Raw genomic sequence first — 16423 nt, forward strand, 5'->3', positions numbered from 1 at the left:
TGGGAGTGGGTAATGGCGGCGAAATACATCGCGATAGCGCGGGAAATTAAAAAACGGATTATCAGTCGGCAGTATTCCGCCTCTGAACCATTACCCGACCAGTTTGCGCTGGCAGCGGAGTTTGGTACCAGCCGGATGACGATACAGCAGGCCATGCGCCAGTTGATCGTCGAAGGGCTGGTGTATACCCGCCAGGGGCAGGGCACGTTTGTGCGTAAGAATTTCCTGCAACTCTCCCAGTGGGACGTTCCCGGAACCGACTACTCCGGGGCGACGGAAACCTGGGAACATCTTGGCACCGTGGAAAGCCAGGTGATTCGCTTTGAACTGCGCTTTCCTACGGAAAAAGAGCAGGCCTCACTGCTGATTAACGCCGATGCGCCGGTCTATGATTTTGTGCGCCTGCGTCTGCTCAACGGCGAACCGCTGTCGCTGGATATCACCGTGATGCCGGTGTCGCTGGTGCCGGGGTTAAGCAAAACGCACCTTGAAAGTTCGGTGTTTCGCTATGTGCAGGAAAATTTGGGCCTGAAGATGATGGGATCGTATCGGGTGGTGCGGGCGATTAAACCCGACGCGCTCGATCAGCAGCATTTAAGCTGTGAACCCGGCGACCCGGTGCTGGAAGTGGAGCAGGTTATCTATCTGGATGACGGCACGCCGCTGGAGTACGCGCACTGCCACTATCGCTACGACCATGGTGGCATCGTGATAGTCAATAATGGATAAAAAAATGGCGGGTGATTAACCCGCCATTTTTGTTTTGTCGCCCGAACGATGTTCGTGTAGGCCCGGTAAGCGAAGCGCCACCGGGAAATGTCAGGCAATTAGTTCAGACGAACCGGCATACCGGAACGGTTTTTAACCGCCTGGTCAACGATGCTCTGGTCAACGTCAGGCTGGCTGGTCACGCTCTGCACGGCTTTAGTCAGCACAACCGGTACGGTTTCGCCACCTTCAAACTGCGCTTCGGTGGTGGACAGCGGGTTGTGAACTTCCATGAAGCGGCTGCCATCTGGTTCGGTAGTCACTTTCACAGGCTCATCAATGAACTGTACGCGCGTACCAACAGGCACGTTCTGGAACAGGAATTTGATGTCTTCGTTACGCAGACGCACGCAGCCGTGGCTCACGCGCAGGCCGATACCGAAGTTAGCGTTGGTGCCGTGGATGGCGTACAGACGGCCAATATACAGCGCGTACAGACCCATCGGGTTATCCGGGCCAGCAGGAACGACGGCTGGCAGCGGGTTACCGGCTGCGGCATATTCGGCGTGCATTTTCGCCGTTGGTGTCCAGGTTGGGCCCGCTTTCTTACGTTCTACCTTGGTGGTCCAGCTGATAGGCGTATCTTTGCCCAACTGGCCAATACCGATTGGCAGCACGATCACGGTGTTGGTGCCTTTCGGATAGTAGTACAGACGCATTTCTGCGCTGTTAATGACGATACCTTCATGCACGGTGTCCGGCAGGATCAGCTGCTGAGGGATGTTCAGCACGCTACCGCCTTTCGGCAGGTAGGTATCCACGCCAGGGTTAGCTTCCAGCATGTTAGACAGACCCATCTGGTACTGGGCCGCGAAGTATTCCAGCGGTTGCTTATTGTCTTCAGGGATCGTGATGACCTGATTCTGACCGACAATGCGGCTCCCATCGGTTGGCAGCGGATACGTAACCGCCGATGCCGTATTACAGAAGCCTACGACAGCAAGCGCCGCAGCGAAAAGCGTAGTTAATTTCATGTTCATGTTGTGCGAGGTATCAGTGCCATTACAGCGGTTGTTTGAGAATTCAGACTGTTGGTAGGAGCGCATTATATGTGCATTCCTTGTCGCAGGGAATTCGGATGTGTACGAAATCACATTTTTTTCACTTGAGTTACAGTTTAGTCACTGGCGAAGGCGGGCGCTTTTTATTCTCAATTGTGGCAGAATAGGCGGTTTGTCACATTCTTCAGGATACTCCCGTGTTAGTTACTAGCAACGTTACCATGCAGTTTGGCAGTAAGCCGCTGTTCGAAAACATCTCCGTCAAATTTGGCGGCGGCAACCGTTACGGCCTGATTGGCGCAAACGGGAGCGGCAAATCTACCTTTATGAAAATCCTCGGCGGCGACTTAGAGCCGACGCTGGGCAACGTTTCCCTCGATCCGAACGAACGCATCGGTAAGCTGCGTCAGGATCAGTTCGCCTTCGAAGAGTACTCCGTACTCGACACCGTTATTATGGGCCACGGCGAACTGTGGGAAGTGAAACAAGAGCGCGACCGTATCTACGGTCTGGCGGAAATGAGCGAAGAAGACGGCTACAAAGTGGCCGATCTCGAAGTGCTTTACGGCGAAATGGACGGTTACTCCGCGGAATCACGCGCCGGTGAACTGCTGCTGGGCGTGGGTATTCCGCTGGAGCAGCACTACGGTCTGATGAGCGAAGTCGCGCCAGGCTGGAAACTGCGTGTGCTGTTGGCACAGGCGCTGTTCTCTAACCCAGACATCCTGCTGCTCGACGAACCAACGAACAACCTGGACATCGACACCATCCGCTGGCTGGAGCAGACGCTGAACGAACGCGACAGCACCATGATCATCATTTCGCACGACCGTCACTTCCTGAACATGGTCTGCACCCACATGGCTGACCTCGACTACGGTGAACTGCGCGTGTACGCCGGTAACTACGACGAGTACATGACCGCAGCGACCCAGGCGCGTGAGCGTCTGCTGGCGGACAACGCCAAGAAAAAAGCGCAGATTGCTGACCTGCAATCCTTCGTTAGCCGCTTTAGCGCCAACGCCTCTAAATCTCGTCAGGCGACCTCTCGTGCCCGTCAAATTGACAAAATCAAGCTCGACGAAGTGAAAGCCTCCAGCCGTCAGAACCCGTTCATCCGTTTCGAACAGGAGAAGAAACTGTTCCGTAACGCGCTGGAAGTCGAAGCGCTGAGCAAAGGCTTTGATAACGGCCCGCTGTTTAAAAACTTCAACCTGATGATGGAAGTCGGCGAGAAGATTGCCATTATCGGTGCCAACGGCGTGGGTAAATCCACCATGCTGAAAACTCTGGTGGGCGAACTGACGCCGGATAGCGGTACCGTGAAATGGTCCGAGAACGCTAGCATTGGTTACTACGCGCAGGATCACGCCGAAGATTTCGATAACGATCTGTCGGTGTTTGACTGGATGAGCCAGTGGAAACAGGAAGGCGACGACGAGCAGGTGGTACGTGGCTTCCTTGGCCGTCTGCTGTTCAGCCAGGACGATATCAAAAAGCCTGCGAAGGTGCTCTCCGGTGGTGAGAAAGGCCGTATGCTGTTCGGTAAGCTGATGATGCAGAAACCAAACATTCTGGTGATGGATGAACCAACCAACCACCTGGATATGGAATCTATCGAATCACTGAACATGGCGCTGGAAATGTATCAGGGCACCCTGATCTTCGTTTCCCACGACCGTGAGTTCGTCAGCTCACTGGCGACCCGCGTGATTGAAATTACCCCAGAGCGCGTGGTGGACTTCAGCGGCAACTACGAAGATTACCTGCGCAGCAAAGGTATCGACGGTTAATCCCGTATCGCATCCCGATGGCGCGAGTGCCATCGGGAGTTTTTGGCGACATAACTGCTAACAAACAATTCATCAACAATCTCTCGAAACCCCCGCCACACCATAATTCCTGCACAATTTTATGAAGAAATGACTCCCGCACATTCATTGATGGCGGAAGAGGCGATGCAAGAATTCATGCTTTACTCCAGCACGGACGACAGAACCCTTTATCGTTACCAGATACGGCAGCGCGGCCCCGTTTTCTATATAACGATGAGTCGGATAGAAAACGACGTAGAAGCGGAACATTTTGGTACCCGGGTAGTTAGCAACATCACCCGCCAGGACGTGATTGAAGAGTGTCTGGCGCACTGTCGACGACGAAGTCATACCGAGGTCTGGCGGCGGCGAAAAGCGTTGCTGACCGGGGTGCGAAACTGGCTGGTGTGCAGCGTGGCGATGCTGACTTTTATTCGCCTGGCCATTGTCAAAAGTTAACCCTACCGCTCAACCCTTGAACGGAGCAGATGCTGATGATCATTATGCTGCTGGTGGTCAATGTCGTTTTGTACGGTGTGCTGATTGGTTTTTTGATTGCGGCGGCGTGAAAGACACGCCGTTTGGGCTGGTAGGTTTAAACAAGCCGGACAGGGTAAACGGCTGCCCGGCGTTGAGCGATTATCGGTGGTGATGTATTACCGGTAGAGGAAAACCGTTGCTGGCGTCAGAGGGGCTGCTGAACGTCGCCGGGCCGTATGCCTGTGCGATAGAACCATCGTCGTCGTCAGAGAAACGACTCAGTGCCGTGGTTTTCGTTTGAGGATTTTGCGCAGCGGTTTCCTGCAAAGGGCGCTCCTGGAAGGCCAATGCGCTGGTAGAGCTGAGCAGTAATGCCATTGCCATCGTGGTCACTATTTTCATACTTTTGGGTCCGCAAATTGAGAGGGCATTCTGAAGGTATAGTGAGCACAAAAAAAACGCCATGAGCGGTTACACTCATGGCGTGCTTTGTTACCAATGGAAAACAATCAGCGGGTTATCCACTCTTCAGCGGCGACGCCGTTAATCAGTAGCTGACGTTTTTCCCCGTCAGGCAGCGTTACCTTCAGCGCCTTCCACGCTGGACGATAATCGCCGCGCGCGTTGACCTTCAGGTCAATGGTACTGCCGGTGCAGACCATTTCCCATTCCAGCCACAGCGCGTTGCCCTGCTGGTATCCCCACGACTCACCGTCATCTTCAAACAGCAGGCCAGACGTGCTGCCCATACCTTTCCGCGGGTACAGCTTGAGCTCGCGCTGCGTATCCTCGGCGGCGTTCACAAAGGTAATGCGCTCGCTCATTGGAATACCGGCCCCGGCGCGAACCAGCAGCGGTAGCTTCTCTAGCGGTGCGTCGAGAGTTATCCATTGGCCGCCGCTGAACCACTCACTGGTGTAAAAATCGTACCAGCCAGCCTCGTTATCCGGCAGCCAGACGCGGCGCTCGCGCTCGCCTTCTTCCACTACGCTTGCGACCAGAATATCGCGGCCGAGCAGGAAATCGTCGCACTCCGCAAAGGTCTGTTCATCGTGCTCGTGGTCGAGGAACGTTGGGCGCAGCATCGGTTCATCGTCGGCGTGTGCCTGCCACAGCAGCGTGTAGAAGTAAGGCAGCAGGCGGTAACGCAGTTCAATCGCGCTGCGAATGGCTGGCGTAATGGCCGGGTACATCCACGGTTCGTTGACGGTATGGTCATCGTTCCAGGAGTGGATGGTAAAGCGCGGGTGCATTACGCCGTTTTGTACCCAGCGCACGAACAGTTCCGGGTCCGGTTTATCGCCGGAGAAGCCGCCAACGTCATGCCCGAGGTTGTAGAGGCCAGACAGGCTCATGCCCAGCCCCATGCGGGTGTTGTAGCGCAGGGTATCCCAGTTGGTGCGGTTATCGCCGCTCCAGGTCTGCACGTAGCGCTGCATCCCGGCGCAGCCGGAACGGGAAATCAGGTACGGACGCTTGTTCGGCGCAAAGCGTTGTTGGGCTTCCATTGAGGCGCGAATCATCAGCAGCGGCATCACCGGGCGAATATGCTTGATGGCAATCTCTTTGCCAAAGCCGTGGCAGCGCGCTTCGCCGTCCCAGACTTCAAACTCGTTGTTATCGTTCCAGGTCGAATCTATGCCCATCTCCAGCAGCTGACCGGTAACGCCGTTCTGCCACCAGGCCACGGTCTGCGGGTTGGTGAAGTCGAGATGTGAACCTTCATCGTCCCAGAAGCTGGAACGCTCCGGGCCGTCGCTTTCGGAATCGCGAATAAACAGCGCCTGTTCCGCCACCTCGCCGTAGCGCGGGTGATCCTGCAACAGGCACGGCTTAATGTTCGCCGCCAGATGCAGACCGGCATCGTGGAACGCCTGGCTCATCACCTTCGGCTGCGGCACTTTGTCGTAGTTCCAGTTGAACACATAGCGCTTGCCGTTAATCGAGGTGTAGCCGGAAGAGAGCTGGAACGAGTCGCACGGAATGGCATGCTCATCGCACAGGCGAATAAAGTTCATTAGCTGATTCTGCGCATCCGGCGCGTCGGTGTAATGCATGGTGGAACCGCTGTAGCCGAGGCTCCATTTTGGCCCGAACAGCGTTTTACCGGTCAAACGAACGAAGGCTTTGGTTACGTCGAGCACGCGCTCGCCGGTAAACAGGTAGTAATCGATATCCCCGGCTTCGGCCTGCCAGCGGCGGTAGGCGGTGTGATAGTTATCAATTTCGTTACCGAGATCCAGCCAGCAGCTGCTGAGGTTGTCGTAAAACAGCCCGAAGCTCACGTCGTCGCGGCGGGTGATGGTAAACGGAATATGTTTGTACAGCGGGTCAGTGCTGACCGCGTTGTAACCCATTGCGTCGAGGTTGCGCATTTCATAACGCTTGCCGCCACGCTGTAAATCCCCGGCTTTATCGCCAAGGCCATAAAAACGCTCATCTTTACGGCGGCTCTGATAGTGCGCCACGCCGTCGCCGTGGGCATTGACTAGATAGGCGCTGGTCGGGCGATCGTTTACCAGCGGCTGCCATTCGCCCTCGGCGTTACGGTAGTGCCATTCGATCCACAGCGGCTGGTGGACAGTGGCGCGTAGGGAGTCGGTCGTCACCGTTATGGTGTCGTCCTGCTGGCTCAGCGTCCAGGCCGGCAGGGTAAAGCCGCTGAGATCCTCACGGTCACGCCCTTCCCACGGCACATCCTGCGATGGGGCGATACTCCAGGTGCGATCCAGCGCCAGCTCGCCTTTGCGTTTTAACAGTACGCGGAACAGATTTTCTTCCAGCACGTACAGGCACAGCGTGTGCTGGCTGTCGACCAGCAGCTCGACGTGATGGGTTGACTGTTTTTGCAGGGTCCAGTTTTTCAGCGTTTTCATGTCTACATCCACTCTCAGGCGCGTTTTGCGCGACGTTCAGCAATAAAAGAAACCAGGAAGATGGCGCCAATCAGGTCGAAGAAACCCATGGCGATAAACAGCGGGTTGAAGCCGATTTTGTCGGCGGTCACCCCGATAATCAGGGAAAAGATGAAGCTCGCGATCCACGCGGCGGAGCCACGCATACCGTTCACGGTCGCCATCTGGCCTTTATCGAAAGACTCCACCACCAGTGCGCTCAGCATGCAGGAGATAATCTGGTGGCCGAAACCGCCAATCGACATCAGCACCACGGCGACGATAGGATCTTTAGTGAGCGCGACCACGGCGAGTGAGACCATCAGGAACGCGCCGGTCACGGAGCTTGCCACGGTGGAGTTAACGCGTGAGCAGCCAAACAGACGCACATACAGGCGGGTTAAGTAACCGCTGGCGACGCTACCGAGATCGGCGGCGAGGAAAGGCAGCCAGGCGAACAGGGCGATCTGCTTGAGATCCATGTTGTACTGCTTGGCGAAGTAGAGCGGCATCCAGAAGCTGAATACGGCCCAGGCCGGTTCCGCCATAAATGCCGGGATCGCGATGCCATAGAAGCGTTTGTTTTTGCCGACGGTTTTCAGCGCAGTGAGGAACGGCAGCTTGACCGGCGGCGCTTCGTTATCCTGGCGGATATAGTCCAGCTCGGCCTTGCCCAGGTTCGGGTGTTTGTCCGGGTTATGGTAAAACGCCCACCACAGCACGACCCAGGCCAGCGCCAGCAGGCCGGTAAACATAAATGCGCCCTGCCAGCCGAAAGAGGCGTGAGCAAAGTAGATGATCGGCGGTGCCAGCATTGCGCCGATAGAAAAGCCTACGCCCGCCCATCCTGCCGCTACCGGGCGCTCGGATTTCGGGAACCATTCGCCAATCGTTTTAGCGTTTGCCGGGGTTGCCGCTGCTTCCGCGCCGCCCATAAAGAAGCGCAGCATCGCCAGATGTATCCAGTTTCCGGCCCCCGCATGCAGCAGACAGGCCAGTGCCCACAGGCTGGCGCAAATCATAAAGCCCAGCTTGAGGCCAATCACATCAATCAACCATCCGCACAGCGGCTGGAACAGGGTGTAGGCAATCTGGAATGCCCCGACTATCCACGAATACTGTTCGGTGGTGATCCCAAGGCTGGTTTTCAGCTCTGGGGCCAGAATGCCCAGCGAGTTACGGGTGATGTAGTTCACGGTCACGCCGAGTAAAAAGAGGACCAGCATCCACCAGCGCAGATTTTTCACTACGCGGCGCGTTTTGCTGACGGCCATATCATTATTGATACCCTGGCTCATAGGGTTCTCCACAGGATGATGTAGGGGACGATGCGCCAACTGCGTGGGAGAGTTGTCACACCACTTTTATTAACGTTTTGATTGTTATCATTTTTGTTTGCGTTCACTTCCACCGTTCTTGTATGGAAGTTGTTCTACCAATTCACAGTAGGAGACAATAAAAGCGAGGGAAAGCGGGTTTTGTGCACGTTTTTTCATAACTGGTTGATATAGATTACGTACAAGCATTCAAAGCCCATCAGCATGCGGTTTTTATGTCATGAAAATTTTTTCATTTCTGAATTAGAGGCGGATCACATAATGGAAAAGAAGCTAAAAATCGCGGAAATTGCCGCGCGAACCGGGCTCTCCGCCAGCACCGTTTCGCGGGTATTGGCAGGGAAGGCCAACACCAGCGACCGCGCCCGAGAAAAGGTGCTGGCTTGCGCCCGTGAGCTGGGGGTAATGGACGGCATGGCAGCAGGCCGCATGCTGTTGAACAACCTGATAATCTTCGCGCCGCCGCGGGCGTTTGATGAACGCTCGGATATCTTTTACTACCGCGTGATTCAGAGCATCAGCAAGGCGCTGGCACCGCACGAAGTCCGTCTGCGCTATTGTCCGCTGGAGGAAAATGACAGCGATCCCGCGTTATTTCTCTCGCGCATGAATGAAATGGAGACGCAGGCCGCCGTTTTGCTGGGCATTGACGATCCCCATATTCACGATCTGGCGGCCGATCTCGGCAAGCCCTGCGTGCTGATCAACTGCCGCGACGATCGCATGCGACTGCCTGCCATCGCGCCGGATCACCGTACGATCGGCGCATTTGCCGCCCGTTATCTGTTTGAAATGGGCCACCGCGAAGTGATGAACGTGATGTGTTTGCGCCGCTACACCATGGAGCAGCGGCTGGCGGGCATTAAAGAGTCGTGGCGGCAGCACAATCTCGTTTTTCAACACGAGCGTGATTTGCTCAATATTGGCAGCTTTAGCGCCAAAGGGGCGGAAGAGAAAGTGGGGGCGTGGCTTGACGCATTGGGTAGCCGCCCGATGCCGACGGCGTTCCTGGTCGGTGGTGATTTTATGGCGGCAGGCACCATCAACGCGCTGCGCCAGCGCGGGCTGCGCGTGCCGCAGGACGTTTCGGTAATGAGCATCGACGGTTTTAACCTGGCGGCGATTGAAGATGTCCCGCTAACGGCGGTTCACGTCCCGCGCGATGAGCTGGGCGTTGAGGCGGTGCAGATGCTGCAACAGCGGTTAATTCGCCCGGATGCGCCGGTCGGCTCGCTGCTGCTGCATGGGCGGCTGGCGGTGCGGGAATCGGTCAGACGGGTGCGCCCCGGAAAAGGGCACACCGCCGTGGAGCGGGAAGGGCTATACGACAATCAGCCGTCGATACCGAGCGCGCGCTTGCCGTGAATGTTGAGGTCGGCGAGGGTGAAACGCCCTTGCCAGTCGGCTTCGTAGTCTTCACGCGGGAAATCGCCCGGCGAGGCGCCGCGCTCGAGTGCAGCCTTCACCTTATGGGCGTAGGCGAGGTTTTTCGCGCACATCGGTGCTGCCGGAATATACATCACGTTACCCCAGCCTTGCTGATTTTCGACCGGTGCCACCGAGTGAATTACGTCGCAGTGCCACCATACTGAATCCCCGGCCTCAATGGCGGGAATGGCGGTCAGCGCGCTGATTAACAGCGGGTGCCACTTCTCGGAAATCGGCAGTACTTTGCCCGGCGCGACGCCGCACAGTTCGTCGTCCGGAACGTCATCAAGCAGCGGACGCAGCAGTACGTAGGCCATCGCTTCGGGAATCGGCACCACGTGCAGCAATCCCTGATCGGGAATCATATCGGAGAGCGCCGTCCAGCCCTGGAAGGTGCGGAATACCGAGCATTTGGTGGTGTTATCCACGGTGTACTCTTCCACATCGGTGCGGTGCGCGGCGTTCCACGGATCGTACTGTTCAATATTGCCGTTAAACACGTTGGCAAACACCTGCTGGTAGGCCGGTAGCAGCCAGCGCTCCAGCGCACCGGAGTCGGTATGCGCACCCAAACCTTTTGACGTGGTGCCCGGTGGGCGGCGGCGAATACGGTCCGGGTAGATAACGCTGATATCCGGGTTAAACCACTGCTTACCTTCGCTTGAAACCTGCCACAGGCGGTTCAGGAACGACTGCGCCTTCGCCATTTCCGGGCTCTGGCGAGCCTGCATTTGCGCCTGTGACCAGTAGATGGGATAAATTTCCGGGCGTGATGCATCAAGCGACCCGAAGAAGGTGTCGCCTGGCCCTTTGTAGACGTCGTCAAAGCGGTTGAGGTCGAGATAGTCGAGCATCGAACGATCCCAGGCCAGCGCCTGTTCGCGAGGGAAATGACCTTTAATCACCGCGCAGCCGCGGCGTTTCACTTCAGCGCGAGTCGCGTCCGTGATTTTCCCGGCGGCAAGCTCTGCATATGGGATCTCCGGCCATACTGGCTGACCCTCAGCTTTCAGCGCGTTAATTTCTGCCACGCGGGCTTCAATGGTGGCGCTCAGACGGTCAAATACCGCCTGCACATCGCCAATCTGTGCGCGCAGCGCCTGCTTCATCTGGCGAATCGCCGCTTTCGGGTCAGCGGGCAGCGTCTCGTGGGTAAATGTCATCGTCATATCAACCTCGCAATCTTTCGTTCGAAAGTGAAATGCATTACAGGTGATACTTTAAGTTAAAATAAAGTTAATGCAAGTTTAAATTCTTGCATTAGATCACGAAGGGGAGCAGTAGCCCGGCCGAGCGCAGCGACGCCGGGAAGGCACAAGAATAGTCAGTCAGGAGAGACCCCGGAGTCGGCGCGCTGCGCCTTGTCCGGGCTACCTTCAGGAAGAGAAAGGTGCGGAGCCGTCCAGCACGGCCTGAATCACATTCAGCGCGCCGTCGTGGTTGTTATCGTCGGTCTGGTAGTCGGCGATGGCTTTTATGTTTTCGCCCGCGTTGCCCATGGCGAAGGCGTACTTCACAAGCTTCAGCATTTCGGCGTCGTTGCCGCTGTCGCCAATCGCCACGCACTGTTGCGGCGAAAGCTGCCAGCGTTTCAGCAGACGGCTGATACCGTTGGCTTTGTGCAGGCCCGGAATAATGAGATCGACAAAGCCGAAGCCGCTGGTGACGGGTTTCATAATACCGTCGAGAGAGACGTGCAGCTTATCAATTAGCTCAGGAATATCGCTGTCCGGCAGGTTCAGCGAGAATTTGAACATCTTGTCGTCGACGTCGTGGAAGTTCGCCACGCGCTTTAAGCGGTAGTAGTGTTTGGACATCAGTTCGACCAGGGCATCCGGGGCGCTTTCGCTGATGTAAGCGCTCTCCAGACCGCAGGCGACGAAGTACATCTGCGGGTCTTTCAGCAGTTCACCAATCACCACCTGATACTCATGCTTTGTCAGCTCACCGTGGAAAAGCTGTTGCCCGTGTTCGTACACCAGCGCGCCGTTTTCGGCGACAAAAGAGATGCGATCGCGGATTTCAGGGAAGAAGGTAATCAGCTGGTAATACTGGTTGCCGCTGGCAACGACGAATTCGATGCCACGCTGTTGAAGCTGTTCAAACTGCGCCAGAAACCGTGAACGGTCATAGGTCTTGGCGTCATTAAGAAAAGTTCCGTCCATATCTGTGACGATAACTTTAACGGTCATGCGGGATGCTCCTGGGGTAACTTCGGCCAGAAACAATTTAATTACAATGTGAGCTAAAGCACAAATTTATTTCATTCGAAAGAAAACCCAGGGTCACTATGTTCGCCCGGGCTAACTGCTTATCGACAACGCCGATCGGTTCCCTCTCCCCATTGGGGAGAGGGTCAGGGTGAGGGGGAAAAACCGAACTACAGCGTGTGCTCCGTACGGGCAATAATATCGTCCTGCGCATCCGGCGACAGCGCGGTAAAGAACGCCGAATACCCCGCCACGCGCACCACTAAATCACGGTACTGATCCGGATGTTTCTTCGCTTCCAGCAGCGTTTCGCGCGACACGATGTTGTACTGAATGTGCCAGCCTTTGTGCACCTCGAAGAAGGTGCGCAGCAACGCCATCAGCTTCTGTTTATCGCTCTCATTCTCGAGCGTTGCCGGGTTCAGCTTCTGGTTTAACAGCACGCCGCCAAGAATAGCGGAGGTCGGCAGTTTACCCACGGAGCTAATCACCGCCGTTGGGCCGAGATGATCGGTACCGGAAGCCGGGCTGGCGCCTTCGGCAAGCGGCGTTTTTGCCTTACGGCCGTCCGGCGTTGCCATGGTTTGTGCGCCAAACGGTACGTTAGCAGAGATAGAGGACGTCCCTGCGTAATAGTTGCCGCCAATCGGACCACGGCCGTAGCGCGGGTTGTGATACTGCTTCAGCTCGTCGATATAGGTCTGGTAGGCGCGGGCCAGCAGGGTGTCGACGCTGTCATCATCGTTGCCGTACTTCGGCGCGCCGTTGATCAAACGCTGACGCAGCTGCTCGTGGGTCAGGCCGTCGTAGTCTTCCGCCAGCGCTTTTGCCAGCTCCTGCTGACCAATCAGACCCTGATCGAAGACCAGCTTTTTCACCGCCGCCAGGCTGTTGCCGAGGTTGGCGATACCCACCTGCAGGCCGGAAACCCAGTCATACTTCGCGCCGCCCTGTTTGATGCTTTTCGCCCGCTCGATACAGTCGTCAACCAGCGCCGAGCACAGAATATCGTGCACGTTTTCTTCCAGCATGGTGTCGACCACGTACTCAATCTCAATCGATTTACGGGTGTAATAGCGAATCTGGGTGTCCCAGTCGGCCAGCATCTGCTCGAAGTTGGCGAAGTTGCCCTGCGACAGCGCGTGCTCCTGTGGCAGGAACACCTTACCGCTGGTGGCATCGCGGCCGCCTTCCATCGCCGCCAGCATCACGCGGGCAAAGTTGATAAAGCTCATGCCGGTACAGCGGTAGCCCCATTTGCCGCCGACGGCGGTTTCGATGCAGCCGATTGCCGCATAGTCGTAGGCATCTTCCGGTTCGACGCCGAGCTTAATAAATTCCGGGATAACGATTTCATCGTTGTTGAACGCTGGCATGCCGAAGCCGCAGCGAATCACCTGTACGCAGGCGTTGAGGAAGTCGTTGCTCATGCCCGCGTGGTAGCGCACGCTCAGGTTTGGCTGGGTGGAGCGCAGACGTCCGCAGGATTCGAGGATGGCATAGGAGAGCGGGTTCACCGCGTCCAACGCTTCGCCGTTTATCAGTTTTTGGCCGCCGATGGTGACGTTCTGATACAGCGGGCTACCGGCGGAGGCTTTGGAGTGCGAGCCGGAGCGAATCTTATTCACTTCCAGCAGCTTCAGCCAGCAGCTGTGCAGCAGCTCGATAGCATGTTCGCGGTCCAGCGTTTGTTCCAGTTCAACGTCACGACGGTAGTACGGGTAGAGATACTGGTCCATGCGGGCAAACGACACCGAGTGGCCGTTGGACTCAATTTGCAGAATCAACTGAATGAAGTAGCACAGCTGCAGCGCCTGCCAGAAGGTTTTTGGCGGCTCGTGGGCAATCACGTCGCAGTTTTCCGCCATCGCCAGCAGTTCATCGCGACGGCTTTCACGAATCTCTTCGGCTGCCATTGTGCGCGCCAGTTCAGCGAAACGTTTGATGTGCAGGCTCACCGCGTCCAGCACGATATCAATAGCTTTCAGGAACTGGTCGCCGTGCAGGTCTTCCAGCACGGTCAGGTTAATGCGGGTGCGGCGTTCGGCCACTTTCGCGCGCATACCGTCGAGGCCTTTTTCCAGCAGCAGCGGGAAGTTCACCGCCAGGTGGGCATCACCGGAGGTCATGTTACCTTCGGCTTTGATGATACCGGTTGCCAGCAGCGCTTTTTGTTCGTCGGTGAACATCCCGTAGCAGCGGTCCTGTACGGTTTGGCCGCGCCACCAAGGGCATACTTCGTGCAGTACGCGTTTGTTCTCTTCGCTCACCGCAAAGCCTGCGCCTGGGCGATCCGCCAGATCGTCGATCTCTTTTTCAATCCAGCTGACGGTATATTCCGGGAAGATAGGCGCGGCGCGCACTTCACTTGCCTGGTTACCGATGATCAGCTCGTCGTGTTTGATCCAGATAGTCCGTTCTGCGAGGTGATGGGCCAGCGCCAGCGCGCGGCGTACCGGAATCGGCTTGTCGAGATGCTGCTGATAGGCTTCGGTATAGTGACGCGCACGTTCGGTACACACCGGCGGCTTCACGATATGCACCAGCGCGTTTTTGTGGGCCTGAATGCGGTCGGTCAGTTTATCGAGTTTCAGAGTGGTCATCGTTTTATCCTCGTAGTGTCGCTGTTAACCCTTTTTCACCGGCATACTGTTGAGCAAAATCCAGCAGCTCAGGGTCATTCAGCGGCTTATCGGGTGCGAAGTAGGGAAGGCCGAGCAGGGCATATTTATTGATGCCGAGCGTGTGGTAAGGCAAAAAATGAATTTCGCGCACGCCGGGCATTTCGTCGGCGGCAAAATCGGTAATCGCTTTAATGGAGGTTTCGTCGGCGTTAAAGCCCTGAATCAGCGGCACGCGCAGCGTGACCTGTTTGCCGGCGGCGGCCAGTCGTTTCAGGTTGTCGAGCACGCGCTTTGCTGAGCCGTCGGTCCACTGCTTAAAGCGCGCTTCATCGACATGCTTGAGGTCAGCCAGGAACAGGTCGATGTAAGGCAACGCGGGCTCAAGGTAGCGCCACGGCACGTGCAGACAGGTTTCAACGGCGGTATGAATCCCCTGGTCGTGAGCGCTTTTTAGCAGCGTAAACGCCAGTTCCGGGTTCATAAACGGTTCGCCGCCGGAAAGGGTCATGCCGCCGCCGCTGCGGTCGTAAAACGGTTTGTCGCGCAGCACGGTGGTCATAATCTCTTCAGCGCTTTTTGCTTCCCCGCAGACGGTCAACGCCTGGGTTGGACAGCAGGTGGTCAACGTGGCAAGGTGGGCGTCATCCAGCTTTTCCCGATGGATAACCAGCCCGTTAAGCGCACGTTCAATGACCGACGGCACGGCTTTCTGGCACAGGTCGCAGCCATCCAGGCACAGACGTGGGTCGAACAGTAGATCCTGTTCGCGGGAGCGGCTTTCGGGGTTCTGGCACCAGCGACAGCCGAGCGAGCATCCTTTCAGGAAGACTACGGTGCGAATGCCTGGACCATCGTGGGTGGAATAGCGCTGAATATTGAAAATCATATGCTGCCCTCATCTTTCGTATAAAGATTAAAATACTTTCGAATGAAAGTTATCTTGACGTGCATCAACTTAAGAAGAGGTTTTGCTGTGGTAGTGTTATTCCATGCTCAATATCACGGTTTAAGGACACATCATGGAACTCTATCTCGACACCTCCGACGTCGCCGCAGTCAAAAAACTGGCGCGCGTATTTCCACTAGCTGGCGTGACGACTAACCCAAGCATCGTGGCGGCAGGTAAGACGCCGCTGGATGCGCTGTTGCCAGAATTGCTGGACGCCATGGGCGGTAAAGGCCGTCTGTTTGCCCAGGTGATGGCGACCACGGCGGATGGCATGGTGGCGGACGCACACAAGCTGCGGGCGATTATTCCGGATTTGGTCGTGAAAGTGCCGGTGACGGCGGAAGGTCTGGCAGCGATTAAGCTGCTGAAAGCGGAAGGGATCCCGACGCTCGGTACTGCCGTTTACGGTGCGGCGCAGGGACTGCTGTCGGCGCTGGCGGGGGCGGAATATGTCGCGCCTTACGTCAACCGCGTAGATGCCCAGGGCGGCAACGGTATTCAGACGGTGTGTGAATTGCAGGACCTGCTGACGTTGCACGCACCACAGTCGAAAGTGCTGGCCGCGAGCTTTAAAACGCCGCGCCAGGCGCTGGACTGCCTGCTGGCAGGCTGCCAGTCCATCACGCTGCCGCTTGATGTGGCACAGCAGTTGGTTAGCTATCCGGCGGTCGATGCGGCAGTCGCGAAGTTTGAACAGGACTGGCAGACGGCATTTGGACGTACGTCGCTGTAACGCGTAGCCCGGGTGAGGCATTGATGCCGACCCCGGGGCAGCTCGGAGCCGATTCCCGGCGTCGCTTCTGTACGACCGGATACATAGGTAACACTTCAGACCGGGAACATAGGTAACACTTTCCTAGTCTATCCGGATAATACTACGGCTTTTCCGGTCATAGTAAGCAAGCGTTATTCCGTTAA

The 16423-nt window shown here is 56.5% G+C and carries 13 protein-coding genes; 5 read left to right on the forward strand and 8 right to left on the reverse strand.

All coding sequences use genetic code 11. From position 1 onward, the window contains the following. The first annotated feature begins 12 nt into the window (after positions 1–12). The gene (locus RDN66_RS04270) at positions 13–729 is read left to right on the forward strand and encodes a GntR family transcriptional regulator (protein ID WP_035892283.1); all 717 of its coding nucleotides are present in this window, start codon (positions 13–15) and stop codon (positions 727–729) included. A gap of 98 nt (positions 730–827) precedes the next feature. On the opposite strand, the gene ldtB is transcribed toward RDN66_RS04270, so the two are convergent. Beyond that, positions 828–1748, reverse strand: coding sequence for a L,D-transpeptidase (ldtB, locus tag RDN66_RS04275; RefSeq protein ID WP_035892291.1), 921 nt, complete (start codon positions 1746–1748; stop codon positions 828–830). A 218-nt stretch (positions 1749–1966) separates the two neighbouring features. Here ldtB and RDN66_RS04280 point away from each other — a divergent pair, with 218 nt between their 5' ends. Both RDN66_RS04280 and RDN66_RS04285 read left to right on the forward strand, forming a co-directional pair. Further along, positions 1967–3562: an ABC-F family ATPase gene (locus RDN66_RS04280; RefSeq protein ID WP_035892284.1), complete on the forward strand. Its 1596-nt coding sequence runs from the start codon at positions 1967–1969 to the stop codon at positions 3560–3562. A 165-nt stretch (positions 3563–3727) separates the two neighbouring features. Beyond that, a complete protein-coding gene (locus tag RDN66_RS04285; protein WP_202216182.1) occupies positions 3728–4042 on the forward strand; it encodes a hypothetical protein in 315 nt (104 codons plus the stop codon). Positions 4043–4222: 180 nt separating this feature from the next. Here RDN66_RS04285 and RDN66_RS04290 read toward each other — a convergent pair whose 3' ends face one another. From RDN66_RS04290 to RDN66_RS04300, 3 genes are all read right to left on the reverse strand, one after another. Beyond that, positions 4223–4465, reverse strand: a complete 243-nt coding sequence (locus RDN66_RS04290) for a hypothetical protein (protein WP_202216181.1) — start codon at positions 4463–4465, stop codon at positions 4223–4225. Positions 4466–4572: 107 nt separating this feature from the next. Further along, positions 4573–6939 carry a TIM-barrel domain-containing protein gene (locus RDN66_RS04295; RefSeq protein WP_202216180.1) on the reverse strand — a complete coding sequence of 789 codons (2367 nt, stop codon included), beginning with the start codon at positions 6937–6939 and terminating at the stop codon, positions 4573–4575. Positions 6940–6953: 14 nt separating this feature from the next. Continuing rightward, complete coding sequence (locus RDN66_RS04300) at positions 6954–8255, reverse strand: MFS transporter (RefSeq protein ID WP_202216179.1); 1302 nt, start codon at positions 8253–8255, stop codon at positions 6954–6956. A gap of 243 nt (positions 8256–8498) precedes the next feature. On the opposite strand from RDN66_RS04300, the gene RDN66_RS04305 reads away from it, so the two are divergent. Continuing rightward, a complete protein-coding gene (locus tag RDN66_RS04305) occupies positions 8499–9659 on the forward strand; it encodes a LacI family DNA-binding transcriptional regulator (RefSeq protein WP_202216178.1) in 1161 nt (386 codons plus the stop codon). Here the strand turns inward: RDN66_RS04305 and RDN66_RS04310 are convergent. From RDN66_RS04310 to RDN66_RS04325, 4 genes are all read right to left on the reverse strand, one after another. Next, the gene (locus tag RDN66_RS04310) at positions 9626–10891 is read right to left on the reverse strand and encodes a DUF1479 domain-containing protein (RefSeq protein WP_202216177.1); all 1266 of its coding nucleotides are present in this window, start codon (positions 10889–10891) and stop codon (positions 9626–9628) included. The two genes, RDN66_RS04305 and RDN66_RS04310, sit on opposite strands and share 34 nt — an antisense overlap. Positions 10892–11098: 207 nt before the next feature. After that, on the reverse strand, positions 11099–11914 hold the full coding sequence (locus tag RDN66_RS04315) for a Cof-type HAD-IIB family hydrolase (protein WP_202216176.1): 816 nt from the start codon (positions 11912–11914) through the stop codon (positions 11099–11101). A gap of 188 nt (positions 11915–12102) precedes the next feature. Further along, complete coding sequence (locus RDN66_RS04320) at positions 12103–14535, reverse strand: formate C-acetyltransferase/glycerol dehydratase family glycyl radical enzyme (protein ID WP_308537579.1); 2433 nt, start codon at positions 14533–14535, stop codon at positions 12103–12105. A 4-nt stretch (positions 14536–14539) separates the two neighbouring features. Next, positions 14540–15442: a glycyl-radical enzyme activating protein gene (locus tag RDN66_RS04325; RefSeq protein WP_202216174.1), complete on the reverse strand. Its 903-nt coding sequence runs from the start codon at positions 15440–15442 to the stop codon at positions 14540–14542. Positions 15443–15575: 133 nt separating this feature from the next. Between RDN66_RS04325 and fsa the strand changes: the two genes are divergently transcribed. Further along, complete coding sequence (fsa, locus tag RDN66_RS04330; protein ID WP_202216173.1) at positions 15576–16238, forward strand: fructose-6-phosphate aldolase; 663 nt, start codon at positions 15576–15578, stop codon at positions 16236–16238. Positions 16239–16423: the final 185 nt, after the last annotated feature.

This window comes from uncultured Kluyvera sp. (assembly GCF_902485085.1).
GTDB lineage: Bacteria > Pseudomonadota > Gammaproteobacteria > Enterobacterales > Enterobacteriaceae > Kluyvera > Kluyvera ascorbata.

Excerpts from the sequence above, each read along its gene's own strand:
- fsa (WP_202216173.1), top strand. The coding sequence starts at position 15,576 with ATGGAACTCTATCTCGACACCTCCGACGTCGCCGCAGTCAAAAAACTG.
- RDN66_RS04325 (WP_202216174.1), bottom strand. The coding sequence starts at position 15,442 with ATGATTTTCAATATTCAGCGCTATTCCACCCACGATGGTCCAGGCATT.
- RDN66_RS04320 (WP_308537579.1), bottom strand. The coding sequence starts at position 14,535 with ATGACCACTCTGAAACTCGATAAACTGACCGACCGCATTCAGGCCCAC.
- RDN66_RS04295 (WP_202216180.1), bottom strand. The coding sequence starts at position 6,939 with ATGAAAACGCTGAAAAACTGGACCCTGCAAAAACAGTCAACCCATCAC.
- RDN66_RS04305 (WP_202216178.1), top strand. The coding sequence starts at position 8,499 with ATGCGGTTTTTATGTCATGAAAATTTTTTCATTTCTGAATTAGAGGCG.
- ldtB (WP_035892291.1), bottom strand. The coding sequence starts at position 1,748 with ATGAACATGAAATTAACTACGCTTTTCGCTGCGGCGCTTGCTGTCGTA.
- RDN66_RS04300 (WP_202216179.1), bottom strand. The coding sequence starts at position 8,255 with ATGAGCCAGGGTATCAATAATGATATGGCCGTCAGCAAAACGCGCCGC.
- RDN66_RS04290 (WP_202216181.1), bottom strand. The coding sequence starts at position 4,465 with ATGAAAATAGTGACCACGATGGCAATGGCATTACTGCTCAGCTCTACC.
- RDN66_RS04315 (WP_202216176.1), bottom strand. The coding sequence starts at position 11,914 with ATGACCGTTAAAGTTATCGTCACAGATATGGACGGAACTTTTCTTAAT.
- RDN66_RS04285 (WP_202216182.1), top strand. The coding sequence starts at position 3,728 with ATGCAAGAATTCATGCTTTACTCCAGCACGGACGACAGAACCCTTTAT.
- RDN66_RS04310 (WP_202216177.1), bottom strand. The coding sequence starts at position 10,891 with ATGACGATGACATTTACCCACGAGACGCTGCCCGCTGACCCGAAAGCG.
- RDN66_RS04270 (WP_035892283.1), top strand. The coding sequence starts at position 13 with ATGGCGGCGAAATACATCGCGATAGCGCGGGAAATTAAAAAACGGATT.